Raw genomic sequence first — 25,936 nt, 5'->3', positions numbered from 1 at the left:
GATGAGCGGGCGATACGGCCTGCTCATCCCTTTTGTCATCAGGTTTGAAAGAAGCGTTTTTATTCTTCTTTAGGTATAAACTGATAGATTTCCCCGGTTTCGAAGGAATCGATTAATCGCAAGAGCCATCTGTAATATTTCAGCGCCTCAACGATCTTTTGTTCATCGATGGCCGATATGGCTTGGAGCTTCTCGTTGTCTGGATCGGATTCCTGCAGCGTCCGAATTTCCTTCAGCGATTTCTGCAGCGAGGCCGTATTGCTCTCGACCGCTTTGCGCCATTTAATAGAAAAGAAATCGGTGAAGTTTTGGTGCCAGTCTGAAACGACCTCGTAAAAATCCTTCCTCGAGCCTTTTCCCCATACTTTATCGATCATTTTCAAATCCATCAAGGTGCGCATGCCCGTGCTCATCGATGTCTTGCTCATTCCCATCGTTTCGCTCATTTGATCCAAGGTGATGGGGCTGTTTCGAAAGAACATATACCCATATAAGTGACCGATGGACAAGGTAACGCCATACAGGTCCATATTTTTTCCAATGGAATCGATCACACGCTGACGTGATGACTGCAGTGCCCGAATCTGTTCAGCTGTTAAACCGTCTAATTCCTCCGACATAAGTGCCTCCTAAGGACAGGTAGTCCGACTATTGCTTATGAAAACACATCTCAAAATAAATGTAAAGAACCGTTTCATGCAGGAAATGCGAGCATACGGGCGTATTTTCTACGATACCATTGTAAAGTTAAAACTGTACGTAATTTATGAACGATACAAACTGTTGACTGAATATTTCAAACGCTCTAAACTGTAACCAGCTAATGCAAAGGGAGGGATAGGGCTGCGTATGTCCATCATTGAAGTCAATCAATTGACCAAAATTTTCGGCAATGAACCTGAAAAAGCAATTCCGCTCCTTAAGCAAGGGTGGACGAAGGAACGCATCTTGAAGGAAAAGAAGCTGACCGTAGGCGTAAACGCCGCCAGCTTCTCCATCGAAGCAGGCCAAATCTTCGTTATCATGGGACTATCCGGCAGCGGCAAATCCACCTTGATTCGCTTGCTTAACCGTTTGATCGAACCGACAAGCGGGGAGATTTTGTTCCACGGAAGCGATATTGTGCGGATGAATGCCAAGGAATTGCGAGAGTTCCGCAGGAAAAGCATGGGGATGGTATTCCAGAAGTTTGCCCTGTTTCCGAACCGAACCGTGCTTCGAAACGTCGAATACGGACTGGAAGTGCAGGGCATCAGGAAACCGGAGCGGCAAGAGATGGCGCTTGCGGCACTCGAATTAGTCGGTTTAAAAGGGTGGGAGAACAGCTACCCCGATCAGCTAAGCGGGGGCATGCAGCAGCGCGTCGGGCTTGCTCGGGGGCTTGCAAACGATCCGGACATTTTGCTGATGGATGAAGCCTTCAGCGCGCTGGACCCGCTCATTCGCAAGAACATGCAGGATGAGCTGCTGCAGCTTCAAGCCACGATGCAAAAAACGATTATTTTCATCACGCATGATTTGGATGAGGCGCTCCGTATCGGGGATAAAATCGCCTTAATGAAAGACGGCTCGATCGTTCAAATCGGGACGCCTGAGGAAATATTGATGAATCCCGCTAATCGCTATGTGGAGAAGTTTATCGAGGATGTAGACTTGTCCAAAGTGTTGACGGCCTCGCATGTCATGACAAGGCCGGAGACCATTACGCTTGAACGCGGTCCGCGCGTCGCCCTTCAACTCATGCGCGACCGCGGCGTATCCAATTTGTATGTAACCGATAAAAGCCGGCGGCTTCTGGGCGTACTTACGGCCGAGGGCGCTTCTGCGGCACTCAAAGAAGGTCTTGCGCTCGAGGATATTACACTTGAAGAGGTACCCTCCGTATCGCCCGGAACCTATCTGAATGAGCTGTTCGAAACGATGGCTGCCACGAAAATTCCGCTTGCCGTCATCGATGATACGAAGCGGCTGATCGGCATCGTCATTCGAGGCGCCGTTCTTGCGGCGTTGGCAGGAAATGCCGTTCCGGAAGCAGGTGAGGCCGGGTGAATCTTCCGAAGCTGCCGATCGGCAGAGGGATAGAGGCGCTTGAAGCATGGATGGAAGATCAGTTTGGCCCGATTTTTGACTTTATCCGCATTATAATCGGCTCACTAGTTGACTTCATACATATGGCGCTAAATTCAGGGCCATCTCTTCTAATGATTGCGCTCTTGACGGTGCTTACCTGGTTTTTGGGAAAGTGGAAGTTGGCTTCGTTTGCTCTCATAGGGCTTTTGCTGATCGACAATTTGGGTTATTGGGATAACGCGATGGAAACGTTATCCATCGTGCTTTCCGCATCTCTGCTCTCTATCGTAATCGGTGTTCCGCTCGGCATTCTGTGTGCCAGGAGCGGACTCATTCAAGGAATTGTCACGCCTGTGCTGGACTTTATGCAGACGATGCCTGCATTTGTCTACTTGCTGCCAGCCGTCTCGTTCTTCTCGCTTGGCGTTGTGCCTGGCGTAATCGCTTCGATTATTTTTGCCGTTCCGCCGACGATTCGGCTGACCAATCTGGGCATCCGTCAGGTGCCGGGAGAGCTTGTCGAGGCGGCTGATGCATTCGGATCGACGCCGAATCAGAAGCTGTTTAAGCTGCAGCTTCCGATTGCGCTCCCGACTATGATGGCAGGCATCAATCAAACGATCATGCTGTCCTTGTCGATGGTGGTCATTTCCTCCATGATCGGCGCGCAGGGACTCGGAGCCGATGTCTATCGGGCCGTGACCCAGACGAAGACAGGAACCGGCTTCGAAGCCGGCATTTCGATTGTCGTGCTGGCCATCCTGCTAGACCGGATGACGCAAAAGATGGTGAACAAAAATAAACGCCAGAGGTGATGGGATTTGAAAAAATTCGGATTCATATTGTCGATTATCGTGCTAGCTCTGCTAGCGGCAGGCTGTTCGGTGAAAGGAGAGGAGAAACAAATCAAGCTCGCTTATGTGGCATGGGATTCAGAAATCGCAAGCACGAACGTCGCGAAGTACGTGCTGGAATCCAAGCTGAATTATAAGGTTGACCTGCTGCAGGTCGATGCCGGTCCGATGTGGGCCGGCATCGCGGATGGCAGCGCGGACGGTATGGTAGCCGCATGGCTGCCGACGACGCACGCTTCTTATTTGGAAAAGTACAGCCCGAATATCGAAGATCTCGGACCTAATCTTAACGGAACGAAAATCGGACTTGTCGTTCCTTCCTATATGGACGCCGCCTCGATCGAGGATTTGCAAAAAGATGAGCTCGGAAGTCAGGTTGGCAATCAGATCATCGGGATGAACCTGGTGCCGGTCTTATGATGTCCACCGAGAAGGCGTTAAAGGATTACGGCCTTGAAGGCAAGTGGAAGCTCATCGAAAGCTCGTCATCCGCGATGGCTCAGGAGCTTCAGAAGGCCTATGATGCCAAAAAGCCGATTATCGTCACCGGATGGACGCCGCACTGGATGTTCGCGAAGATGGATTTGAAATACTTGGAGGATCCTAAAGGGGTTTACGGCGGAGATGAGCAAATTCATACCATGGTCCGCCAACATTTAAAAGACGATATGCCGGAAGCCTATACATTCCTCGATCAATTCGTCTGGACGCCGGACGATATGGCGGAGGTCATGGTTGCGATTCAAGACGGAAAGTCGCCTGAAGAAGCAGCTAAGGAATGGGTAGACAGCCATGAGGATCTAGTGAAGACTTGGATTGCCGGTATCAAATCGTCATAAAAGAAAGAAGCAGTCTATCCATTGCAGGGGATAGATTGCTTCTTTTACTATATCCCAAATCTTGTGTCGTTCTAGGAGTAAGCGAAATACAAGGTCGGTTATATTCTGCAAACTTCCTTTGGGCACGCCTGACAAGTTGGACATTGGCAGATTTTGCGCAGCTCATTCAGCTTCAAAATAACGATTCGCCCTTGGCGCATTTCGATCGTGCCCTCGTCCTGCAAGCCGTGAAGCATTCGGTTGATGCTTTCGCGAGTCGTGCCGATCATTTCAGCGAGCTCCGAATTCGTGAGCTTCAGGGAAATCCGGATGCCGTCCGTGCAGGCAACGCCGTATGAATTAGCCAGCCGGATGAGCGTGGACGCCAAAGCACCCGGCTTGCCGAAAAGGAGCAAGTCGCGGAACTTGGACTCGGTGACCCGGTGCATGAGCGCCATCCAATTCATGAACCGAACAGCAAACTCACCGTAGCGATATAAGAGTATCTCTAGGTCTTTCCATTGAATCACGCCGAGTTCAGCATCTTCGATCACTTGCGCGCTGAATTCGTGAACCTTGCGCAGGCCGTCCTCGGGCTCGCAAAGCAAGTCGCCTGCTTGCAAGACGGAGAAGATGAAATCTTTACCGTCTTCCGTCGACTTCCGCAGCTTCACTTTTCCAGACCGCAAATAATATAACTTGCCTGTCGGCTCGCCTTCCCAGAAAATAACACTGCCCGCTTTCACGCGTCTGGGATACATGATTTCCTCTATTCTCGAAAACTGATCTTGGGAGAAGAAATGATGGATAGCGAGTGGATTCTCGCATGAATCCTGTTTGCCTGTCATCGGTTCGGCCATGGCCATGAACGTCGACCTCCTGATTAACTGTTGACCTAATCATACCGCGTCCGCGTTGCTGGAACCATCAGGGAGCTTGCTGAAACTGGAGGGGGAAATCCCTTAAATTGCCGTGGGGGAATCGGAGACCGCGAGCAAATTCGGGATTTTCCCCGTCCGTGATTTCAGGGAATTCCCCGACTTACGCGACCGGCAATTTCCGTTACACTGGATGTACAAATGAAGTATGATGAAAGAAGGGTTTAGCAATGGAGGGGTACGAGTCGATATCGCCGGTTTCGGTACGGCTTCACGAGTTAAGGGAAGCAATCGGTTCAGATTTCTGCTCGCTTGGCGTCCTTCAGGGCGAAGAACGACTGCTTTACTGGATCTCGGCTTCGGGCAACCGCAGCGATCGATTTCGCCAAATATTAGAGCTGCCTGCGAAAGGACTATCCGGTACGGTGTTGAAGGTAGGCAGGGCGATGACGTTCCAAGCGGAGTCACTTTTGACGAGTCGGCAGCTGCAGGATTACCCGATCATGCTCGCCGAGGGACTTCAATCCGTAATAGCCGTTCCCTTACTCGAAGGGTCATATACGACGGGCGTATTGCTTACGGGGGACCGAAAACCGAGGATCTACTCCCTGAACGAGAAGGCTTGCTTGCAGGAAGCGAGCAAAGTGATCGCGAACCTATTATACGAACAAAGAACAACCCTGACAGGAGGGGAACAAGTATGATTCGCCTCATAGTGGTGGATGATCACGCTGTTGTTCGCTCCGGGCTCGTGTCGCTGCTAAATGGCAAAAACGGCATACAGGTCGTAGGAGAAGCAGCGGACGGGGACGAAGCAATCTTGAAAGTGAACGAGCTTCATCCCGACGTTGTTCTCATGGACTTGAGCATGCCTCACGGCAAAGACGGTCTGACCGCGACCGGGGAGCTTAAAAAGCAGCACCCCAGCGTTGCGGTGCTCGTCTTAACGATGCACGATGACGAAGAATATTTATTCCGGGCGATCCACGCCGGAGCTTCCGGCTATATACTGAAAAGCGCTCCCCATGAGGAGTTGGTAACAGCCATCGGCCTTATCGCGGCAGGACAAGCCTACTTGAATCCTTCGGCGATCAAACGGCTCATGAGCGATTATCTGGACAAATTCAAGCTCGGCGAGCATGGAGGAACCTACGAATCGTTGTCTGACCGCGAGAAGGAGATCTTAGTGAAAGTGGCGCAAGGCTACTCCAACAAGGAAATTGCCGAGCAGCTCATCATCAGCGTCAAAACCGTCGAATCGCACAAGAGCAACCTGATGGAGAAGCTCGGCCTGAAAACGAGACCCGATCTTGTCAAATTCGCGATGAAGAAAGGACTGCTGAACTTTGAATGATGTGTCGAACAGCGAACGCTATCCGTCCGAAAACATCGCGGCGAATGTAAAGCCGCTGCTTGAACGATTGGAAACCGACATCGACGACGAACAGTTCCGCAACCAGCTTCGGCGTTCGCTGAAGCAGCTCGCCGACGTCAAGTTCGCGCTGGACGAAGCTTCGATTGTCGCCGTTACAAATCGGAGAGGCGTCATTCAATACGTGAACGATAAATTTTGCGAGATATCAGGCTATACGCGCGAGGAGTTGATCGGCAAAGATCATCGGATCGTCAATTCGGGCCAGCACGGCAAAGCGTTCATGGGCGAGTTGTGGCGAACGATATCCTCCGGAAAGGTATGGCGGGGGGAAATCAAAAACCGCGCGAAAAACGGCGGTTACTATTGGGTTGACACGACGATCGTTCCGTTTGCGGACAGTGAGGGGAAGCCGAATCAATATTTAGCCATTCGGCACGAGGTCACAAGGCTGAAGGAGACGGAAGCGCAGCTGCAGTCAGCGATGGTGCAAATGATGAATTTCCAGGAGGAGGAGAGGCGGCGCTTTTCCCGGGATTTGCATGACGGCATCGGCCAAAGCCTATTCTCGCTCAAAATCGAAATTGACCGGATGGTTTCGGACGGATCGCAAGAAGGGCTAGGCCGCCTTGGCAAACTTGTGTCGCAGTTGATGGCGGAGGTCCGAGGACTTGCATGGGAGCTGCGGCCGTCGGTGCTCGACGACCTTGGCATCGTTCCGGCCTTGCGTACGTATATCGAACATTACGAGAGACATTACGGCATTCGGGTTCGATTCGTTTGCGATCTCGGCTCACGGCCGGATTTGCTTGTCGAAACGGCAATTTACCGCGTCGTCCAAGAAGCGCTGACGAACGTAGGGAAATATGCAGAGGTGTCCGAAGCGGACGTTAGCTTGTGCCGCGACGGCGATATGCTGAAAGCGGTCATTTCCGACCGCGGAACTGGCTTTAACCGTGACAAAGCCCGCCGAGGAGTCGGCTTGTTCGGGATGGAAGAAAGAGCGCGAGCGGTATCGGGGACGCTGCGCGTCGAATCGTTGCCTGGACAAGGAACGACAGTCGTTCTGCGCGTGCCCTCGAAACTGGCCAACCGTTAAATCATGAGCCATATCTGAAAAGTCGTCCGCTTTATGCGGGCGATTTTTTTATATACAGCTCGCGTGACCGCCTATTTTCAGAATTCTTTCACGTTGTGTGACGGATTTCACATTATTCGCGGCTCGAACCCTGCATACTAAAGGCGTAGAGAAAACAAACTCAACACAAGTCCCGAAGGGAGATGGCCATGATGGTCATGAGATGGTTCAAACAGAACGTATGGGCAGCGGTGCTAGTTACGCTCGCAAGGATTTATATCGGATGGCAGTGGCTGGACGCAGGCTGGCACAAGATGACGGGCGGCTTCGATGCGACCGGTTTCTTGAAAGGCGCAGTCGAGAAGCCTGTCATCGATCGTGCGACACAAGAAGCCGTTTACCCGAATTTCGTGAATTTCCTGGACCACTTCGCGATTCCTAATGTGAAGCTAATTAACTTCTTGATTCCCTTAGGTGAATTCCTGATCGGCGTCGGTTTGATCGTCGGCGGATTGACGCTGGCTGCGACGTTCTTCGGCATGATGCTGAACTTCATGTTCCTGTTCGCCGGCACGGTAAGCACGAACCCTTGGCTGCTGCTGATCGCTATGATCGTCTTCACGGCAGGTGCCAACGCCGGAAAATTCGGACTGGACTACTACTTGATTCCGCTGATCCGCAAAGGCTGGAAGAGACTGATGGCAGCTATGCGCAAAGAAGGAAAGACGCACGCAAATATCGACGGCCGCACGCTGCCTCGTTAATTCGAAAGCGAGGGGAGTAAAATGGATTCAGCTTCAGTTACGGGCGCAATTTTGGCGGGAGGACAGAATGCAAGCATGGACGGCTTGCTGAAGCCGCTTCTTCCGCTCGAAGGGATCACGTTGATCGAACGGCAAATCCGGGAAATGAAACGGTTTTGCGATGAAATAATCGTCGTCGCGAGCGTGCCGAAGCCTTTGTTTCAAGTCATAGATGATTCGGTTCGAATTATTACCGATTTTTATCCCGAGCGCGGGCCGCTCGGAGGTATGCACGCCGCATTGCATCTGGCGAAGCATGAGGCGGTTTGGATTACAGGCTGCGACATGCCGTTTCTAAGTTCGGATTTGGCAAGACGATTGTTCACCGATTTTTCACCGTCCCATGATGCAGTCGTTCCTACGCTGCATGGAAAACCTATTCTGTTACACGCCATATACGCAAAGAAATGCGCACCTATCTTGTCCGAATTGCTAGCTGCGAGAGAAAGTAATATAAATGACTGTCTCGGCCATATCGAGTGGCTTGGCGCACCTGCTGATTCTAGGCTTGCGGCCGGGAACGAACAAAGCGATTTCTCGTTTTCCATTCATGTTCCGGAGGATTATATAGAAGCGGTTCGCCGATTGTCCGGAAAAAAATTAAAAATATAGAAAGAAGCAGTCTATCCTCGGTGGATAGACTGCTTCTATTATTATATAACCCGACGGGCAGTTACATAATGATTCTTCCAATAGCCGGAAGTCAGAGAGCTTGTCCCGACACGGTTAGTAGGCGAGCTGTGAATAAATTTCCCGCTTCCGATGTAGATGCCGACATGATTGATCTTGCGGTCGTTGTTCGTATCGAAAAATACAAGATCGCCTAAATGGAGCGTAGACTTGGATACATAACGGCCGACTCTAGCTTGCTGATAGCTTGAACGCGGCAGCCCGAAGCCGTGCTTCTTGTTATATACAAGCTGGACAAAAGCGGAGCAATCCGAGTATCTGTAGCTTGTATTCCAAGGCTCCGATCCCCATCTATATTTAAAGTCTCCGAGATAGTTTTTAGCCGTCGCAACGATTCTGCTTCCCGTGCTGGTTGATTTCGAAGCGGATGTTGATCCGGATACAGGACCGACATAATTCGTCGATACATAACCAACCCTGCTGCCGGATTGAACCTTGAGCCAGTATCTGTTTACCGTTTTTAAGACGGTAAGCCTCGTGCCTGATTTCAAATAACCGTAAGTTGTGCTGCCTGTGCTCGGCGCCGTTCGGAAGTTAACTGTTCTCTCGACCGTTGCCGTTGCTGCAAACGCACTGGACGCTCCAGTCAATAAGGCGCAACCGACTACGATTGCTGCTATCGTCTTCTTCAAAGTTATATCGCCTCCCGATACTTCCTTAAACCTCTCAACAGGAGGGGAAACACGTAAATTTTGGTAGAAGCCTGTCGGGAGCCAGGAAACGGATGCATTTCATTAGTTAAGAGTCTGCGGTACCGAATATCCTGTATAATGTTTACAGGAGACGCAATCGCATTTTCTGATCATTGGGGGTTCCATGATGGGGATATGGGGAGAACGGATTGGTAGAGTTCTGAAAGTGAGCGGGAAGCTGCTTTGGGTGTTTGTGCGTAAGATAGTAGTCCCTGTTCTGATTGCACTAAGTAAATACCTTTTGATTGCTCTATGGTGGCTTCTGAAAAAGCTAGGGGGACTTCTCAAGCTAAGTTATTTACGCATCCCTAGAAGGCGTACGGTTGCCGTTTCGCTACTCTGCGTTTTACTGATGGGAATCGCCTCCAGCTACTATTTCCCGGCACTCCGGCCAAGTTTCATGACAAATGTCATCCATCTGTTTAAAGAGAAAGGCGGCAAAGAGCAGCATCAAATGGTGCAGCGGATACTAAGCGGAAGCTGGGAGGAGCAGCAGCAGGCGGCGAAGGAGGTGCTTGGCGGGGTGGGCATTGCAGCAATAGAAGGAAAAGCCCTCCCGCAAACCGGCTCAACATTCGTCATACCGCCTGAATTGATGCTGTTGACTGACGATGCCAGCCGGAAGGAGACCGGCGGACGTCTCACATTGGAGCAATTCACTTTTATGCTGGACGATTTCGGGTTTCCTTTTGCGGAGGGTAAAGATCCCGTGCTGCTGATGCAAAATGGCATTCGCGACTGGGTGAAAGCGGCTCTGGAAGATCCGAATCAACCAGGGGCCCACGCTCCGCTGTTCCTGCAAGCTATGGCCAATCAGCAGCTTCCGGCCATCGATTTGACGGCGGAGGACTGGGATCCGACGGAATATCGCTTGACCTATCTGGAGATGGAAGTTTTCCTTGGCGCATTTATCCAAGCGCTTCCCCAAGAGCAGAAGCAGGCAACCGGTCTGCTGGAATGGCTTGGGGGCGAAACCGCTTACGCGGCCGATGCGCCAGGTCCTTGCACGTACGCGAAAGAGTGGTTCACCAAGCTCGGAGAGAAGAATGGGGTCGGGACGCTAACAGGCTTCAATATCGGTATCATCAACCAATTGGCGTCTGCGTTAACAGGCAAGGCAATCGACGCGCTTGGCGAACTCGTTGGCACGGTGATGTCCGTTGTCGGACTTGCGATGAAGGTGATGAAGCTGGGCATGCTGTACTGGTCGATTGAAGTGAAAGTAGAGCCTACTCCAGGTATGGTACATAAACAAGCGCCGGACGAGGCCGATCAGGAGATTACGTACGTCGCAACCGCAGGCGTGAACGAGCAGAAATATAAATCATATTTGGATGGATGGTCCGCTACGCCGCTGGCCAAACAAATTAAGGATTGTTTGTCGTTCGCAGGTCTTCCGATGCCAACGGATACCGGCGAAATTGCGGCAGACGTCGAGAATTGGAGCGTAGAGTGGGACCTTGTCCAAGGCGGGGGGACACATGCGTTAATCGGGTTGGATCACAATAATTTTGATTACAAAGGCCAGCTGCAGATGAAGCTGCAGCGCGTAGACAAGATCAAAGGCCAAGCCAAATTGGTGGTCGATGTCACGGATGAAAAGGTGAAGAAGCATGAGGGCAAGGAGAAAATCGCCACCGTCACCGCCCGCGCAGTCGTCGAAACGAGCGCTCCACCGGAACTTGCGCTGCTGCTTGGCGGGGTAAGTCAAGGAGCGGATGAAGCGGATTCAGGCGTTTTTGAATTGTTGTCGATGACAGACACCTTGATTGACCTTGCTGCAGGGTGGTTTCAGGAGTTGGTCGAACCGGAGGCATTTGGGTACACGCACGTTACTTATCATGCACCGGAGTATATTCAGTATTCATATGAGGGATGGATTTCGGCCGTTTCGCAGTGGGAGGAATCGAATGAGCTTGACGGCGGAAGCGAGACCTACAGAACGAACGCATACGGCCGATGGAATGTTACGTTTAGTTCGTTAAGCGACTTGAAGTTCGGTCCTATGATTGTGAGCGATAGTCAAGGGAATGTGAAGCTTACCTCTCAATACTCGATATACACGAGCGGAACGGGTGAATGTGCCGGCGGAACCGTGACCCATACGTCTGAAGGCTCCAGTTCGGGGCAATTCTCGTATGCAGGCAAAGCGGAAGGCAAATTAAGCAGAGCCGATTCCGGTAATGGGGAGTACAACTTCACGTTTGAGCCAATCGTTGGGGTTATGAGCGATTCTCTAACTGAACATCCGGTAAAGATCACCAATATACAGACTCCGCATGGCTGCGAATTCGTTGGCTCCGCCAAATGGGATAACGAGAAATCGATTTATCCGACTATTGACTTTGATCAGATAAAAGCAAGCATGACTTCAAAGGAAGCTTACCCGGAGACGATTACCGGCAGCCAGTCGTTTACAACGGAGACAGGCGCAAAGGTGATTTGGACTTGGAAGTTGACGCGTGTCGAAGGCAATCCGAAAGCGAAGAACAACGGTCCTATAAGCAGCAAGCCAGTAGGCGGTTGATACTAAAAAAAAGGCTTTCCCGGGTCACTTTTGACCTCCCGGGAAAGCCACCTGATTAAGTTACCGATTGTAAGTGTTATTCGGCGTCATCCGCGGTGTCGCTTTTGGCGTTACTCTTGGCGGTAATTTAATGTCCTCATCATCAATAAACAAGTCATCGCGATCGGAATCGAATACCCGATTGTCCCGATCATTGTATTCGGGGTCATTTCTTAGCGGAACGTCTTGTTTTCTCAAAGGAAGATTGTCGTTGTTGTAATTCCTCATTTTCATCTCTGGTCGGCCGTCATAATCGTTGTTTCGGCCGCATGCAGTGAACAAAGCAAGAGTTAAACACAGGCAGCTTAACAGTAGTACGATCCTTTTCACGTCATTCGCTCCTTAATGTTTAGTCGAGAAGGTCACACCTTATAAAATTGCGCTATATTTCTGGCCTTATACATGGCCATTTAATGGGTCGAAACAAAAACAGCAGCCGCTTTGGAATAAATTCCAAAGCGGCTGCTGTTTTTGCAGTATGAGACAGAGGCATAACTATATGGACAACTTAAAATAGTTCGGAGCTGAGAAATAAACCGAAGCAGGCAGCGTTTAATAAAAAAGTAACCCCCGCACCGATCAGCAGGCCTTGAAAGATGCCGGTATTATTACGGAAAACAATTAACGCAGGGATCAGATAAATAAGCTGCGCAACACTAATGAAGAAAAATGCCATAGGAAACACGAATAGCAATAAATGCAGCAAGGCCAGCAGTCCTATGCCTTTCCATACCTGTTTGGCATGGCTTCCTTTGCGGCCATCATCACTCATGAGATTTCCCTCCCGGCTGTAAATCGAATTCACGCCGCAGTTCGGCTAATTTCTTCTCCTGATCGCCTCGATAAAACATATTGTATGTGTCAAAAGGGATAATTCTGCCATCCGGATGAACAATATGAACACAAGATTTTTTGACGGAACGAACATCAAAATTGTACGGATCCAAGAACTGCATAATAATGACACGGAAAACATTATCGTAGCTGATATTTTCAGGAACGGCTACGAGCGGTAAGCAGCATAACAGGTTTTTCAATGATAGCGCTGACGAAGTTGGAGAATGGGCGGTGGAGAACAGTTCGAAAATTTTGGATTTGAGCGTTTGATCCTGTTCGAATACGATGGTATTCCGGCCGCCTTCCAGTAAGATTTGCGGGTCCATCAAGCCTGTAAGCGGCAGCACCTCATCGCCAAGCTTAAGCGCGTAACCCATGGCCAGGCAATCCGGATGGCATGGGACAGGGATCATATCCTCGGCTCGAAAGATGCCGGATTGCTTGATAATACGCTGCCGTACCTCGCTTAGCGTCAGACGATCCTTTGCCGGATCATAGTCCTCTAACCGTCCGGCAGCTTGTATAGGCTGAAAAGTAACGCCGCGCACAGCGGGCTGCTTCAAACCAAACTGAATAATGTCGCCGATCTCATTGTCATTCAACCCTTTTTTGAGCGTAGCGACTAACGTGGTTGAGATATTAAACTCGTTCAAGTGCGCTAAAGCCCGGAGGCGAATATCCCTCAAATCAGCACCCCGCAGCTCACGCAACGTTTCCTCCTGAAAGCTGTCAAACTGTAAGTAAATTTCAAAGCCAGGCATATAAGCCGCTAATTTTTTGGCAAACTCACGATCCTGGGCGATTTTAATGCCATTGGTGTTGACCATGATGTGCTTGATGGGCTTGCTTTTGGCCAGGTCGAGAATGTCAAAGAATTGGGGATGAATCGTCGGCTCGCCGCCGCTTATTTGCACGATATCGGGTTCACCCTCGTTTCGAACGATCGCATCGAGCATCTTCTCGATCTGTTCCAGCGAGCGCCACGATTCCCGATGCGGGGAAGATTCGGCATAGCAGATCGGACACTGCAAATTGCAGCGATCCGTAACCTCGATCAATGTCAAGCAGCTATGCTGCTCATGATCGGGACATAACCCGCAATCATAGGGGCAGCCATAGCGGATCGGCGTGTTCCAGTGCTGAGGCATCTCCGCAGGCTTTAAAAACTCGCGGCACTTCTTGTAATAGGCGGCGTCACTCGCGATTAACACTTTTTCGCGTCCGTGCTGTCCGCAATATTTGAGCAGAAAAACTTGATCATCCTCGATAATGACCTTCGCTTCCACTTTTCGCAGACACTTGGAGCAGATGCTGTTGGTCAGCTCGTAGAAGATGTAGGGTCTATTTTTGGTTGACACTGTTGTACTCCTCCTTTGGAGAGCGATGTGATTTGCCTAGCCATTTGTTCAGTAGTACCAGGTAATAAACTAATCCGGCCAAACAAGCGAGCTGGATATTGTTTAACCCTAGATAAGGGTGCGGCGTTGGCTTAATGAAGTCAACCGCAAAGCGAAACGAGAGATAGCCTGTCATAAATAACTGAAAAACGGTTCCATCGGGTATGGTTAAGGACGTTGTGCGTACCTGGATCCCGCCTTCGCGAATGCGTCGTTTCCATCTGAGCAGCAAGCCGCCTAGCAGCAATAAGAACAGGATTTCATAGAGCTGAGTCGGATGCCGGGGAATGCCATCGCCAAAATCAATGCCCATAATCATAGATGTAGGCGTACCGTACGTATGATCATCGAGTCCTGTCAAAAAGCAGCCAATGCGACCAATTGCCATTCCCAAAATGATCGGCAGCGCCATATCATCGCCAGTGGATCGCGTAATGCCGACACGCTTCTTCATCCATTCCACGCCGATTAATCCGCCCAGCAGTCCGCCGACAATCGTTTTACCTTCCATCAAATAGGTGTAGCTGTTCCAATTCTTCATAAGCTGCTGGGGGTCCTCCAGCCAATACAGAACTTTCGAGCCGATAGCGGCTCCGAGAATGGCTCCAACAATGACCCATATGCCTTGTTGAATCGGAAGCTTATTCTTACTTCGAGTGTGCAAGTACACACGGAAACCGATGAAGTAAGCCATGGCTTCAAAAACCGCATGGGGATGCAGCTTTATAAATCCTAGATCGATCCAAACGGGAAATGTCATCGCGGCCTCCACTTGAGCTTGGTCAGAAACATAATGAAGTATTAATTTCCACATAAAACAGGTTAATCCTTTATAATAACGACAGGAGGCGTATAATTCCGAAGCCGCAAACCAACGAAGGAGATTACAAAGAGTGGAGAAGGGTATAAGCAAAGATAAAAAGATTTATATCATGCAGTTGGCTACTATATTTATAGGGTTCATCATTTTCGGATTTTCGGAAAATATTAAAGGCCCGGCTATTCCGCGTATCCAATATGATTTTATGCTGAGCGAATCGCAGCTTGGCACCTTATTATCCCTGAATGCCCTTGGTTATTTGCTCGCTTGCTCCTTTACAGCCTATCTAACGAGAATCTGGGGAATTAAGCTGGTAACGATGATCGCTTTTGCGGTAATGGCAGGCTCGGGGATACTCATGTTCTTCTCGCGTTACTATCCCATGTTCTCAACTTCTTATTTCCTTATGTACATCGGAAACGGGATGCTAGAGATCGGCCTTGCTATTTTGGGCGCGCGCATCTTCGTAAGAAATACCGGGACGATGATGAATTTGTCACATGGCTTCTATGGCCTAAGCTCAACGGTCGCCCCGCTCATCGCAACAGGACTGATGGAGGTTACCGTCAATGGTCATATGCTGGACTGGCGCGGTATGTACCTCGTCATGCTTCTGCTTTCGGTCGTGCCGATCATTTTTGCATGGTTCAGTACTTTCCCGGGGGATGACAGGAAGCAGGAGGAGCGCGTTCCTATCAAGACGCTGGCGAAAGATCCGGTAATCTGGTACATGGTCCTTATTCTTACATTTGGCGTCATATCGGAGCTTGCCGTCGGCGGATGGCTGGTTAACTTTCTGGAAAAAGCCTATAGCTGGGAGACGGTCACCGCTTCCGGGATGCTGTCCGCTTTTTTCTTATGCTTCGCGCTTTCCCGGCTGTTGTTAGGCCCGCTGACCGATCAAATCGGGTTTACCTTATCGTTGATTATCTTTTCGGGATTTTCAGCTATTTGTACGGTTGCCGCCATTTTAGGCGGAGAACGGTTCGCATTTTTATTTGCCGTATCCGGTATAGGCATTTCGATCATTTATCCGACGGTCATGGCATTTATAGCGAGAAGATATTCGAACGGTAGCGATACAGCGATCACTTTCACAGTTACGCTGATGGGATTAGGCAGCGTTATCGGTAATTACGTCATTGGCGGCGTAATCGATATCGTCAAAAACCTTAGCGGCGCAGATTCACCGACCGGACTGCTTCGCGGACTTCAAGCCGGATACGGAGTTATCGCTTTATGCGCGGCGTTGTGCTCGGTAAGCGGCCTTGTTTTATTTTTCTATTTGTCCAAGCGAAGAGAAATCATTTAGGAGAATTTTAAAGCGTTTTCGCTATACACAATTATTGTTTTGCGCTATTGTAGAATTATCCAAATTAGGAAGATTCATATGAAGGCTTGCGGGAAATCGATTCTTCGACATCGAACGAAAAGGAGCTGACGGAAGCATGGGATTGCGCGTGCTGACAACGGAACAGATCGAACAGTTCATGGACAAGGGTTATGTACATATCAAAGGAGCGTTTCCCAGGGAGCTGGCTCTTGAGGCGCAGTCTTTCCTCTGGGGCAAGCTTGAAGAGAAAGCTGGCATCTTGCGCGATGATCCTTCAACCTGGGGCGAGCCGATGGTCAGCATACGGGAGAATTACCGCAATCTCGCGTTCGACGCCTGCAATACCGCGATGTTCGCCGACGCAATCGAGGATTTGGTGGGTAAAGGCCGTACCGTCCATCGCTTCGTCACCGACGAGACCGATTCCGACCTGCTGCCGGGATGGGGCTGGTGGCCCGTCAATTTTGCCGTCGGCAGCGATGAGCAATGGACCGTGCCTACGAATGGCTGGCATTGGGACGGCATTCATTTCCGGCATTACGTCGATGCGCCGGATCAGGGGCTCCTGTGCTTGTGCCTTTTCTCGGACATCGGCCCGCAGGGCGGGGGAACGCTGGTCGTTGAAGGCTCGCACCGGCCGGTCGCGCGTTATTTGGCACGGTTCCCGGAGGGAGTCGAGCTGGGCGACGGCATCCGCGGCTTCTTCTCCGAGCACCCCTATTTCGCGGAGCTGACGGGGAAGACCGGCGGAACGATGACGGCCGAGGAGCGTAACGCCTCTTTCATGGAACGCGCCTATGTCGACGAGGACGGCTCGCAGCTGCGAGTGGTGGAGACGACCGGTGAAGCCGGGGACGTCATCCTGTGCCATCCGTTCCTGATTCATGCCGCATCCTCCAATCACAGCGGCAAGGTCAGGTTTATGTGCAACCGGACGTCTAAGTTGAAAGAGAAACTGGCGTTGAACCGCGATGTGCCGGAAGAGGAGTCGCCGCTTGAGAGAAGCATCCGAACGTCCGTATTCGCTTGAACGAAGGCGGTCAAAGCAGGGAACGGTTAAGAACATAGAATCACGAAGATCCGCGGATTCCGCGGATTTTTTTATTTAGCAGGATCGTTCATTGCTGTATCGAATACTTCAAGGACAGTATTTTTTTGATGGATAGACCCCTGAGTATACACATAAGTATACAAATATGAATATATCGTCGTTGGAGGTTTCCATGGGCAACTTTGGTGAGGAGATTCGGCAATTAGAAGACCAATTTTTTGTTGGGCGAAGCATGGAGCTGGATGCCTTTCGAACGATCGTCTTCAACTCGGAAAGTAAGTCAACCATCCTGAATATTAGCGGTACAGGGGGAATCGGAAAAAGCTCCTTGCTGGATCAGTTCCGGCGAATATGCGCCCATGAAGGAGTTCCGTTCTTCCATTTGGACTGCGTGGACTTTACGAAAACGCCGACGGGGTTTACTTCGCGGTTACTTACTACACTAAATTCCGAAGCAGCTGCGGAAAGCCGGGAAAACGAATTGTTGCTGCAGGCAGAGCAACAGATGAATGATTTGGCTGGTCACGGTCGGTTGGTCTTGGCAATCGATACCTATGAGGAAATGGATGAGCTGGACGATTGGCTCCGAAATTCCTTCTTAGTAAGATTATCCAGCCGCATCATTATCCTGTTAGCCGGTCGATTTCCGTTAAGAGGCGGTTGGGTTTCATCTCCCGCGTGGAGAAGAATGATCAAATTCATGCCACTGTCGCCATTTGACTATGAAACCTGTAAAGCATACAGCTCCATTTACGGAGAGCGTGACGAAAGCTTCATTAGAAAGTCCTATATGATTACGAAGGGGCTTCCATTAGCGTTATCCCTTTATATGGGCGTACATAATCGGGAGCAGGAGCCCGAGTTGCTGCTTTGGAAGGAAACCTTTAAAGAAATTGCGGGGCGGTGGCTGCGGGAGCTTCCGGATCCCGCCTTGAGCGAGCTGCTGGAAGCGGCAACCATGGTCCGGGTGTTTAATCACGAAATTCTTGAAACGATGGTTGACAGAGAAATCAGCAACGAGGAGTTTGACAAACTGATTCATCTTTCTTTTGTCAGAAAAACAGAGCGGGGATGGTATTTGCATCAGGTTCTCCGCAAAGCGCTATACCAGGATTTCAGATTAAGAAAGCCTCAAATCTATCATCGTCTATGGCAGCGAAGCGTGAAATACCACTATGGCCTTGTTTCCTCAAGCCATGTATCGATGGAAGAAAGAAACTTGCTCCTGTTAGATTATATCTATGTTGTGGGAGATCCCGGCTTTCGGGCCATGTTTTTCGATGATGCGATCGATCAAACTTACTATATCGAGTCCATAAACCAAGACAACCTGCATGAAGCGGAGCAATATGTTCGAGATGTCCTTGCGAACCTGAAAGACTTCGTTCAAGAGATGTTCGATCCGGTTACGAATGAAAAGTACATCTATAAAATTCCGAAATCAGTCAATGAGAAATGGTTTACTTCGATTCAGCTTTCCGAGATCATTACACTAGGAAACGATGCAATCAGATTGCTTAAGAACGAGAGAAACGAAGCGGTGGGCATGTTCATTTATATTCCCATTCATCGTCATTCTCTTCGGCTATTAGAACAGAACCCGATTACCCAATCTTACTTCCGAACCTTATCCAGACAAGAGCGGGATAAATTCAACGTATCGCCTGAGTCGCCTGCTGGTTGGTTTCAATACAAGATCGATTTTTCGAAGGACGGCAGCGCAGCCGCTCGGTTCATGTTCTTCCAATCGTACCTTTCCTATTATTTGAAAGGCGGATTGATGATTTACACGACGCCTATGAAATATCTTCAGGAAGCAGTGAAAGGAATCGGCTATATTGAGGTACCAAGAGCCGCGCATAAAGCCTTTGGTCCCGATTTTCCGGCACCGGTGTTTGTTCTCGACTTCAGGGAAGATAAAGACATGAAGAAATTCGTGGATAATCTATATCGGTCAACGAAGGTCGATAACAAGGATGAGGCTCTTGACGCCGTTCTATCGGGACTTACGCCGCGCGAACGGGAAATTGCGCTTCTGGCCACAACCTGCACTTCCAATGAGGAAATTGCCCAGAAGCTATACCTATCGGAGATTACGGTGAAGAAGAATCTGAGCCGAATTTACGAGAAACTGGAAGTGAAGGGAAAGACGGAGCTGGTTAAAAAGCTATTGGCTAATCAATGAAACGACGAAGAAAGCCCAAGAGGATGGTCTCTGGGCTTTTTTACATTTGGCTGTAAGCGATGCAGAAGTATACCAATTTGTATACTTTGGTGTCATTTCGCGCAGCGATCTCCCCGGTTATGCTGGTTGAGGGAAAAAGAGCGTGTGAAGGTTGACCAGCATTGGAGGTGTTTGCTCGGGCGAAGCGATCCGATACAGACCGCATGATGAAAAGTACCGTAAATTGGGGAGTTGATTGTCATTATTCGAAAGCTAGTTGCGATGATACTAACCTGCTTGCTGCTTATCGGGGTTATTCAACCTGCAGCGATGGCAAACTCGGGGCTCGGCCAGTGGATCTGGTGGACCGATGAAGGCGAAGCCTATAAAATATTCGGCGGAAACGCCAGTATTACGATTAACACCGGAAAGATGCAGATTATTCCGCAATGCGCGGAAGGAAGCCCTGACGGGTTAACCTCTTGGACCGATCTCTATATCGTGGAGAGCGGAAGCCTGAACGCCCTTTCCCACGGGGAGGAGCTAGAGGATGCGGGCGGCGAAGGACCGAACACCGTCATGAGCCTTTCGAGCGGAATCTTCATATCGGAAACGATCGGCTATACAGGGCCGGATGGAAAAATTCCCCCTGGCGAATATGCCGTCGTGTTTGACGAGTGTCAAGACGGCAAGTTCGACTATCTCGTCGATGGCGTCATTGATCCTGCCTTCAAAGTAGAATATACGGCCGGCTTCGTTCCGCCGCTTGACCTGACGCAGCTGAAGGAAGATGCGGGAAAGCTGGCGGAGCGTTGGGAGAAGTACCGGGAATACGCAGACAAATTGTTCAAACTGCAGAAAGCGGCCGATGCCGGAAGAAATCCGAACGAGAAATTCGTCGATTTCCTTATGCGCAGCGGCCTTCAAGATCCGAGGACAGCGGCCTTGCTTCAATTGGCCAATCAAGCCAAGCACTATCAAGGCATTAAGGATGACCCGCCGGATCCGGATTACAAACATATTACTCCGCTTGGAGAAAGGCCTCTTGCCGATTTCCAAGGTCACGAGTTTATCGATGTCGCCATGCAGGATCTCGTGAATGATATTGCCAATGAGCAAGCCATAACCAGACAAATGTGGACGCAGCTCGAACGTTATCAAGGCGCGCAAGCGGCGGGTGATGTGAATTGGGCGCTGATCCACGGGAAGGCGCTTAGCGACAACATCAATCTGTTGCTTTATCAGCTGCAATTCACGAGCGGAAGCATCTCCTGGTTCAAACAAGCGCTCGAGCAGGATAACGGAGCGTTGAACGAGAAAGCCGCCGAACTGTCGCAGCTTCAAGCGCGAGTTGCAGCGTCAGGCTTCACGGAGGAAGAATTGCAATATTTCGGCTCGCTTGGTTTTACAGAGTCGGAAATCAATCAGTTTAAATCAGATTTCACTGCGATGGATTTCGAATTTACGAAGCAAGCCATGCTGGCTGAAGGCGCGGCCATCATGGACGCCAATAACGAATTCGGTACCAACTTATTAGACTTCGGCAGTCATGTGGTCGGAATCATCAACCAGCTATTGCAGGATCCGACCGTAATCGATGACGCTCCTGTTGCGGATGCAGGCGGTCCTTACTCCGGCAAGGAAGGAGAAGCGATCACATTCAAAGGCACCTGGTCGGAAAGCGATGCCGGCATCGCTGCTTATGATTGGGACCTGGATAGCGACGGATTTTTCGATGATGCACAAGGCGTGCAAGCGACACACTCGTATACGAAGCCATTTAACGGCCTTATCGGATTACGAGTAACGGACAATAACGGAAAACAAGCGGTTCATTATGCGCAAACCGTCGTTTCCGACGTGAACCGTTCACCGCTTCTTGTCTCTCAATCGCCTTCCGCCAATCAAGTGGAACAGCATGTAGGGGAAGCGACATCATTTGAACTGACGGCCATGGATCCCGATAACGATCCTATCGCTGTCGAATGGTTTGTTGACGGAGCAACTGCAGGCAGTACAACCGGCAATAAATTTACGTATACGCCGGATTCCGTCGGGTTGCATGCAGTGGAAGCGGTCGTGTCGGATACGCATCCGCTTGGCGGAGCCTTTCGGGTTCGTTGGGTGGTAAAAGTCGTTCAGCAGCAGCCGCCAGCGGTCATTGAGCTGACTCCCGAGACCGCATCCCTCACGCTTGGCGCAAAGCATACGTTGAAAGCGACCGTCCTTGACGAGCAAGGCCAACCTGTGTCCGGGACGCCCGTATCCTTCGTCATTACCGGCGCTAACCAAGGAACGCATAGCGCAAGCACGGATAACGCCGGCGTAGCAGCCATCCAATATACGGGCACGCAGACGGGAGAGGATCGGATCGTCGCACAGGTCGGATCGTTATCAAGCAGCCCTGCGACTGTGGTCTGGAGTACGGAGGATGTGACAGCGCCTGCCACGACAGCAGCCTTGTCCCCAGCTGTGCCGGACGGCTCAGGCGGTTCGTACCTCTCCCCGGTAACGGTTACGTTGACGGTCGAAGATGACAGCAGCGGTGCGGCGAAAACGGAATACCGGGTAAATGATGGAGACTGGGAAACGTATTCCGCTCCGTTCACCTTTAGTGCGGACGGTACGTACACCATTGCTTATCGAAGCACGGACAACGCAGGAAACGTCGAGGCCGCGAAGCAAGTATCGTTTATGATAGGGGCATCGGAGATTCCGCATGCGTTCTTCAATCCCGTTACTGCTGGCAAGAACGTCGCGCTGCTCGAAGAACGAGCCAAGGTTGAAGATGTATCCGGCAATTACGACTCCGGTCATAGCGCGGAGAACATGCTGCGGTTTAGCGCCAGCAACCCGTGGGCGACAAAATCGAAAGTCGATCAATGGGTGAAGATCAGCTTGGCGGATGGCGGGACGTACCTCATTGACCGGATCCAGATCAGACCGCGTATTTCATATGTGGATCAGAGGGTAAAAGATTTCGAGGTTGCGGTTTCGGAGGATTCATTAACGAATTTTACTACGGTTCTAACCGGGACGCTGGAGGACAATGGAGAGCTGCAGGAATTTATGCTTCCTAAGCCAATGAAGGCCAAGTATATTTTGTATAAGCCCCTTTCCTCTCAAGGGAACGGTTCAATCATTTCAACGCAGCAATTCAAAGTCAAGACAGGTCAGATCGGCGGCGAAACCGTCACGTTCCAAAACCTGTCCACGGATAAAAACAACGATATTGTTTCTTATGAGTGGGATTTCGGCGATAACAGTCCAACGAGTACGGTGAAGGAACCTACCCATACCTTCCCGGCGCCTGGCACCTATCCGGTTACGTTAACGGTAACGGATTCGCAAGGCCAGACCAGCAGCTTCACGCTGGAGCAAACCGTCGAGCCTGCGGATTTCGAGGTCCTTCAACAAGACCCGCAAGAAGGGTATCCGGTCACGCTCGTCAATACGACGGCCGGCGGGGACCAAGGCCTTATATCAGCCAGCACGTGGAATTTCAACGACAACACCTATACGGATTACGGCATGACCGTTAACCACACGTACTGGGATAACAACACCTATTTAACTTCGCTTGAAATCGTCATGAAGGACGGAAAGAAATATACGGTGACAAAGCCGGTCACCCCTGCGAACATAGCGCCGACTATCGATGTAGGGAGAGATGTAACGGTCCTTGCCGGGCAAAAGTTCTTAGGAACTACCCGAATCACTGATCCGAGCAGGGAGGACCGCCACACTTGCGTATGGGATTTCGGTGACGGCACAACATCCACGACGTGTCACTTCGATCATGCCTATCCTGCGATGCCACTGGATTCGCCTGATAAAACGTATACGGCAACCGTCACGGTTACGGATGACGATGGCGGAGTAGGCACGGATTCATTCAAGGTGACGGCCCGCGCGGAGCAAACGCCTAGACAGATCGCATACTACACCTTCGACGGCAATTTCCAGGATTCATCGGGTAACGGAAACCATGGAACGTCGAAGATCGGCAATCCGACCTTTGTCGAAGGGATTGTCGGGCAAGCGGCGAAGTTTGACGGAAAGAGCGGCGTACTAGTTGAGGATAGCGATTCGCTTGATTTGGCGACATCCTTCAGCTTCTCCATGTGGGTGTACAAAGAGACTGCGGGCACCGGCGGCTACGCGCCGATCTTATCCAAAGGCCACACGGAAAATTACGGACCGTATTCGTTCTTGCATGACGGCGGGGGGAGTTCTCCGGGCATGCGCCTCGTAAGCGGCGACCGCAGCGGATATACGCATCTCTTCCCGACCACGCCGATGCCAATGAAAGTATGGTATATGACGACCGTAACCTGGGACGGCTCTGTAGCTAAGTACTATATTAACGGGGAATACAAGGCTTCGATGCCGTTTAAGGGCATTTTTGAAAATACGTCTGAAAAGCTCACGATCGGGTTCGATCCTCCGGGAGCGACGGAATATTTCAATGGCATGATGGATGATTTCAGAATGTATAATTATCCGCTCACCGAGTCGGAAATCGAGCAATTGTATGACATGAAAAATCCGGCGCCAGCGGAAGTTGCGGTTACGTCAGATCCAGCCGTTCTTAGTGCGGGCCAATCGAGTACCATAACCTCGATTGTGAAGGATTCGAAAGGGCAAGTTATGCCGGGCATCGAGGTCACGTTTACGACGACCTTAGGCACGATTACCCAAACAGCCGTAACCGATGCAAACGGCGCGGCAACGGCGGTATTGACGTCGCCGGTTGTCGGGAACGCAACGGTTAAGGCGCAGGCAGCTGGCGGTGCCTTCGGAGAAACGGTCGTGCAGTTTGCGAATACGCATCCGGTTGCGGCAGAAGCATCCGTTCAAGGGCTTGAGGATCAGCCATTGACAGGAGAATTGCACGCAAGCGATGCGGATGGAGATCACGTCACCTACAGCCTGGTGACTCAGCCTTTGAAAGGGACGCTTTCCGTTAGTCCGTCGGGACAATTTACGTACGTGCCGGGCGCAGACTGGAACGGATCCGACAGCTTCACCTTCAAAGCAAACGACGGCATGGCGGACTCCGAGGCCGCAGTTGTAACGGTTACGATTGATCCGGTCAATGACGCCCCGACGTTTAGTAAAGGAGAGGACCAAAAGGCGAATAAGGTTGATGCGGTCCAAGGAGTAAGCGTCCCGGGTTGGGCTGAAGACATCTTAGCCGGTCCGGCCGACGAGTCCGATCAAGCGCTTGCGTTCAGCGTTGTCAATGACCGTAACGACCTGTTCGTCGTTCAGCCTGCAATCTCATCGGACGGCACATTGAGCTTCACGCCGGCTGATAACGCCAGTGGCAAAGCAACGGTTTCCGTCACGATGACGGATGACGGAGGTACGGCAAACGGCGGCGATAACCAATCCGCGGCTCAAACCTTTACGATTACGCTGGACTCCATCAATCCGGAAATCTCGGCTGCTTTCCCTGCCGATTGGACGAACGACGACATTGACGTGTCGGTGGAGGCTGACGGAACGGGCAGCGCGGTTACGGTCATGAAATGGGCAGCCGGCGAGCGGACAACCGCGTTTTTTGCGACCGAAGGCGACAATATCGCGGGTAATCGCATTATGGCGACCTCGAACGGCAGCTACACGTTGTACGCAGAAGATGAAGCAGGTAACCAAGCGATCAAGGTGATTCGAGTCGACAACATCGATCGGGTCGCTCCGATCACAACAGCTTCCGTTAACCCGGCAGGATCAAGTGGATGGCATACCACCGATGCGGTTCTAACGCTTGCGGCATCGGACGATTTGTCCGGCGTAGCCAAGACGGAATACCGGATCAATCATGGCGATTGGATCGCATTCACGGGTTCAATCCCCGCATTCGAGGACGGGGAGTACTTGGTGGAATACCGAAGCGTAGACAACGCAGGGAATGCGGAAGCGGAGCAAGCGATCGCGATTCGGGTGGACACAACCGCTCCGGCCTTAACCGTCGACCTGAACCAATCCACCATGTGGCCGCCGAATCATAAAATGGTCGATATAACGGTAACGCTTGATTTCGGCGATCGCACCTCCGGAATTGGCTCGGTCGTATTGACATCGATTACGAGCAGCGAGCCGGATGAAGGACTCGGCGATGGCGATATGCCGAATGATATTCAAGGCGCCGACTATGGCACGCAAGATACCACGTTCAGCTTGAGGGCGGAACGCTCAGGTCAAGGTACCGGACGTATCTACACGATTACCTACACCATTACCGATACCGCCGGCAATCAAACGGTGCAAACCGCGACTGTCACGGTGCAGCACGACATTTCGGTAACCGTTCAATCCAATCGTAAATAACTTGCAGAATGTCCCTTGAGGTTTCAATGCCTCGGGGGACATTTTTTTTAATTGTGAAAAGATTCCATATACCCATACATTTCATCCTTTAGAATCATTTATGCCAAAAAGTTCCGGAATACGTTAATAAGTGGTTGAATCTGGGTAATGGAGGGCATCACCAGGGTTTGATTTCCA

19 protein-coding genes and 1 pseudogene are annotated in these 25,936 nt (G+C 50.8%); 13 read left to right on the top strand and 7 right to left on the bottom strand.

The window, feature by feature from the left end; genetic code table 11:
- Window positions 1-59: 59 nt before the first annotated feature.
- Window positions 60-620: a GbsR/MarR family transcriptional regulator gene (locus tag DL346_RS10210; protein WP_112882031.1), complete on the bottom strand. Its 561-nt coding sequence runs from the start codon at window positions 618-620 to the stop codon at window positions 60-62.
- Between the two features lie 229 nt (window positions 621-849).
- Here DL346_RS10210 and DL346_RS10205 point away from each other — a divergent pair, with 229 nt between their 5' ends.
- The 3 genes and pseudogenes from DL346_RS10205 (at window position 850) to DL346_RS29440 (ending at window position 3,763) form a co-directional block, all read left to right on the top strand.
- A complete protein-coding gene (locus DL346_RS10205) occupies window positions 850-2,049 on the top strand; it encodes a quaternary amine ABC transporter ATP-binding protein (protein WP_112882030.1) in 1,200 nt (399 codons plus the stop codon).
- On the top strand, window positions 2,046-2,885 hold the full coding sequence (locus DL346_RS10200) for an ABC transporter permease (protein WP_112882029.1): 840 nt from the start codon (window positions 2,046-2,048) through the stop codon (window positions 2,883-2,885). Before DL346_RS10205 ends, DL346_RS10200 begins: the two co-directional genes overlap by 4 nt.
- Window positions 2,886-2,891: 6 nt before the next feature.
- Window positions 2,892-3,763 (top strand): annotated as a pseudogene (locus tag DL346_RS29440) (glycine betaine ABC transporter substrate-binding protein).
- 98 nt (window positions 3,764-3,861) lie between these two features.
- Here the strand turns inward: DL346_RS29440 and DL346_RS10190 are convergent.
- Window positions 3,862-4,608, bottom strand: coding sequence for a Crp/Fnr family transcriptional regulator (locus DL346_RS10190; protein WP_240633121.1), 747 nt, complete (start codon window positions 4,606-4,608; stop codon window positions 3,862-3,864).
- 242 nt (window positions 4,609-4,850) lie between these two features.
- Here DL346_RS10190 and DL346_RS10185 point away from each other — a divergent pair, with 242 nt between their 5' ends.
- From DL346_RS10185 to mobA, 5 genes are all read left to right on the top strand, one after another.
- Window positions 4,851-5,324, top strand: coding sequence for a GAF domain-containing protein (locus DL346_RS10185; RefSeq protein WP_112882028.1), 474 nt, complete (start codon window positions 4,851-4,853; stop codon window positions 5,322-5,324).
- Window positions 5,321-5,974: a response regulator transcription factor gene (locus tag DL346_RS10180; protein WP_112882027.1), complete on the top strand. Its 654-nt coding sequence runs from the start codon at window positions 5,321-5,323 to the stop codon at window positions 5,972-5,974. The genes DL346_RS10185 and DL346_RS10180 overlap by 4 nt, the downstream gene beginning before the upstream one ends.
- Window positions 5,967-7,091, top strand: a complete 1,125-nt coding sequence (locus DL346_RS10175; protein ID WP_420849547.1) for a PAS domain S-box protein — start codon at window positions 5,967-5,969, stop codon at window positions 7,089-7,091. The genes DL346_RS10180 and DL346_RS10175 overlap by 8 nt, the downstream gene beginning before the upstream one ends.
- A 191-nt stretch (window positions 7,092-7,282) precedes the next feature.
- Window positions 7,283-7,834, top strand: a complete 552-nt coding sequence (locus tag DL346_RS10170; RefSeq protein ID WP_112882026.1) for a DoxX family protein — start codon at window positions 7,283-7,285, stop codon at window positions 7,832-7,834.
- Between the two features lie 21 nt (window positions 7,835-7,855).
- Window positions 7,856-8,485, top strand: a complete 630-nt coding sequence (gene mobA, locus DL346_RS10165) for a molybdenum cofactor guanylyltransferase (RefSeq protein WP_112882025.1) — start codon at window positions 7,856-7,858, stop codon at window positions 8,483-8,485.
- A 41-nt stretch (window positions 8,486-8,526) separates the two neighbouring features.
- Here mobA and DL346_RS10160 read toward each other — a convergent pair whose 3' ends face one another.
- Window positions 8,527-9,195 (bottom strand): C40 family peptidase, encoded by a 669-nt coding sequence (locus tag DL346_RS10160; protein WP_112882024.1) that lies wholly within the window; start codon window positions 9,193-9,195, stop codon window positions 8,527-8,529.
- A 460-nt stretch (window positions 9,196-9,655) separates the two neighbouring features.
- Here DL346_RS10160 and DL346_RS10155 point away from each other — a divergent pair, with 460 nt between their 5' ends.
- A complete protein-coding gene (locus DL346_RS10155; RefSeq protein ID WP_133257512.1) occupies window positions 9,656-11,782 on the top strand; it encodes a hypothetical protein in 2,127 nt (708 codons plus the stop codon).
- Window positions 11,783-11,842: 60 nt separating this feature from the next.
- Here DL346_RS10155 and DL346_RS10150 read toward each other — a convergent pair whose 3' ends face one another.
- From DL346_RS10150 to DL346_RS10135, 4 genes are all read right to left on the bottom strand, one after another.
- Window positions 11,843-12,151 (bottom strand): hypothetical protein, encoded by a 309-nt coding sequence (locus DL346_RS10150; protein ID WP_112882022.1) that lies wholly within the window; start codon window positions 12,149-12,151, stop codon window positions 11,843-11,845.
- Between the two features lie 178 nt (window positions 12,152-12,329).
- On the bottom strand, window positions 12,330-12,593 hold the full coding sequence (locus DL346_RS10145; protein WP_112882021.1) for a hypothetical protein: 264 nt from the start codon (window positions 12,591-12,593) through the stop codon (window positions 12,330-12,332).
- Window positions 12,586-14,016 (bottom strand): radical SAM protein, encoded by a 1,431-nt coding sequence (locus DL346_RS10140; protein ID WP_112882020.1) that lies wholly within the window; start codon window positions 14,014-14,016, stop codon window positions 12,586-12,588. The genes DL346_RS10145 and DL346_RS10140 overlap by 8 nt, the downstream gene beginning before the upstream one ends.
- Window positions 14,000-14,869 (bottom strand): prolipoprotein diacylglyceryl transferase, encoded by an 870-nt coding sequence (locus DL346_RS10135; RefSeq protein ID WP_240633120.1) that lies wholly within the window; start codon window positions 14,867-14,869, stop codon window positions 14,000-14,002. The genes DL346_RS10140 and DL346_RS10135 overlap by 17 nt, the downstream gene beginning before the upstream one ends.
- Before the next feature lie 118 nt (window positions 14,870-14,987).
- Between DL346_RS10135 and DL346_RS10130 the strand changes: the two genes are divergently transcribed.
- The 4 genes from DL346_RS10130 to DL346_RS10115 all read left to right on the top strand — a co-directional run bounded on the left by DL346_RS10130 (window position 14,988) and on the right by DL346_RS10115 (window position 25,759).
- A complete protein-coding gene (locus tag DL346_RS10130; protein WP_112883051.1) occupies window positions 14,988-16,187 on the top strand; it encodes an MFS transporter in 1,200 nt (399 codons plus the stop codon).
- A 136-nt stretch (window positions 16,188-16,323) separates the two neighbouring features.
- Window positions 16,324-17,238, top strand: a complete 915-nt coding sequence (locus DL346_RS10125) for a phytanoyl-CoA dioxygenase family protein (protein ID WP_112882018.1) — start codon at window positions 16,324-16,326, stop codon at window positions 17,236-17,238.
- A 193-nt stretch (window positions 17,239-17,431) separates the two neighbouring features.
- Entirely contained in the window at window positions 17,432-19,444 is a 2,013-nt protein-coding gene (locus DL346_RS10120) for a LuxR family transcriptional regulator (protein WP_165822450.1), read from the top strand.
- 261 nt (window positions 19,445-19,705) lie between these two features.
- Window positions 19,706-25,759, top strand: coding sequence for a PKD domain-containing protein (locus DL346_RS10115; RefSeq protein ID WP_112882016.1), 6,054 nt, complete (start codon window positions 19,706-19,708; stop codon window positions 25,757-25,759).
- The last annotated feature ends 177 nt before the right edge of the window (window positions 25,760-25,936 follow it).

This window comes from Paenibacillus montanisoli (assembly GCF_003268025.1).
Lineage (GTDB): Bacteria > Bacillota > Bacilli > Paenibacillales > Paenibacillaceae > Paenibacillus_Z > Paenibacillus_Z montanisoli.
Note: the sequence above shows the minus strand (reverse complement) of the source record. Positions and strands in the feature narration are given on the sequence as shown.

Excerpts from the sequence above, each read along its gene's own strand:
- DL346_RS10145 (WP_112882021.1), bottom strand. The coding sequence starts at position 12,593 with ATGAGTGATGATGGCCGCAAAGGAAGCCATGCCAAACAGGTATGGAAA.
- DL346_RS10190 (WP_240633121.1), bottom strand. The coding sequence starts at position 4,608 with ATGGCCATGGCCGAACCGATGACAGGCAAACAGGATTCATGCGAGAAT.
- DL346_RS10155 (WP_133257512.1), top strand. The coding sequence starts at position 9,656 with ATGACAAATGTCATCCATCTGTTTAAAGAGAAAGGCGGCAAAGAGCAG.
- DL346_RS10180 (WP_112882027.1), top strand. The coding sequence starts at position 5,321 with ATGATTCGCCTCATAGTGGTGGATGATCACGCTGTTGTTCGCTCCGGG.
- DL346_RS10125 (WP_112882018.1), top strand. The coding sequence starts at position 16,324 with ATGGGATTGCGCGTGCTGACAACGGAACAGATCGAACAGTTCATGGAC.
- DL346_RS10205 (WP_112882030.1), top strand. The coding sequence starts at position 850 with ATGTCCATCATTGAAGTCAATCAATTGACCAAAATTTTCGGCAATGAA.
- DL346_RS10210 (WP_112882031.1), bottom strand. The coding sequence starts at position 620 with ATGTCGGAGGAATTAGACGGTTTAACAGCTGAACAGATTCGGGCACTG.
- DL346_RS10170 (WP_112882026.1), top strand. The coding sequence starts at position 7,283 with ATGGTCATGAGATGGTTCAAACAGAACGTATGGGCAGCGGTGCTAGTT.
- DL346_RS10130 (WP_112883051.1), top strand. The coding sequence starts at position 14,988 with ATGCAGTTGGCTACTATATTTATAGGGTTCATCATTTTCGGATTTTCG.
- DL346_RS10185 (WP_112882028.1), top strand. The coding sequence starts at position 4,851 with ATGGAGGGGTACGAGTCGATATCGCCGGTTTCGGTACGGCTTCACGAG.
- DL346_RS10120 (WP_165822450.1), top strand. The coding sequence starts at position 17,432 with ATGGGCAACTTTGGTGAGGAGATTCGGCAATTAGAAGACCAATTTTTT.
- DL346_RS10135 (WP_240633120.1), bottom strand. The coding sequence starts at position 14,869 with ATGTGGAAATTAATACTTCATTATGTTTCTGACCAAGCTCAAGTGGAG.
- DL346_RS10115 (WP_112882016.1), top strand. The coding sequence starts at position 19,706 with ATGATACTAACCTGCTTGCTGCTTATCGGGGTTATTCAACCTGCAGCG.
- mobA (WP_112882025.1), top strand. The coding sequence starts at position 7,856 with ATGGATTCAGCTTCAGTTACGGGCGCAATTTTGGCGGGAGGACAGAAT.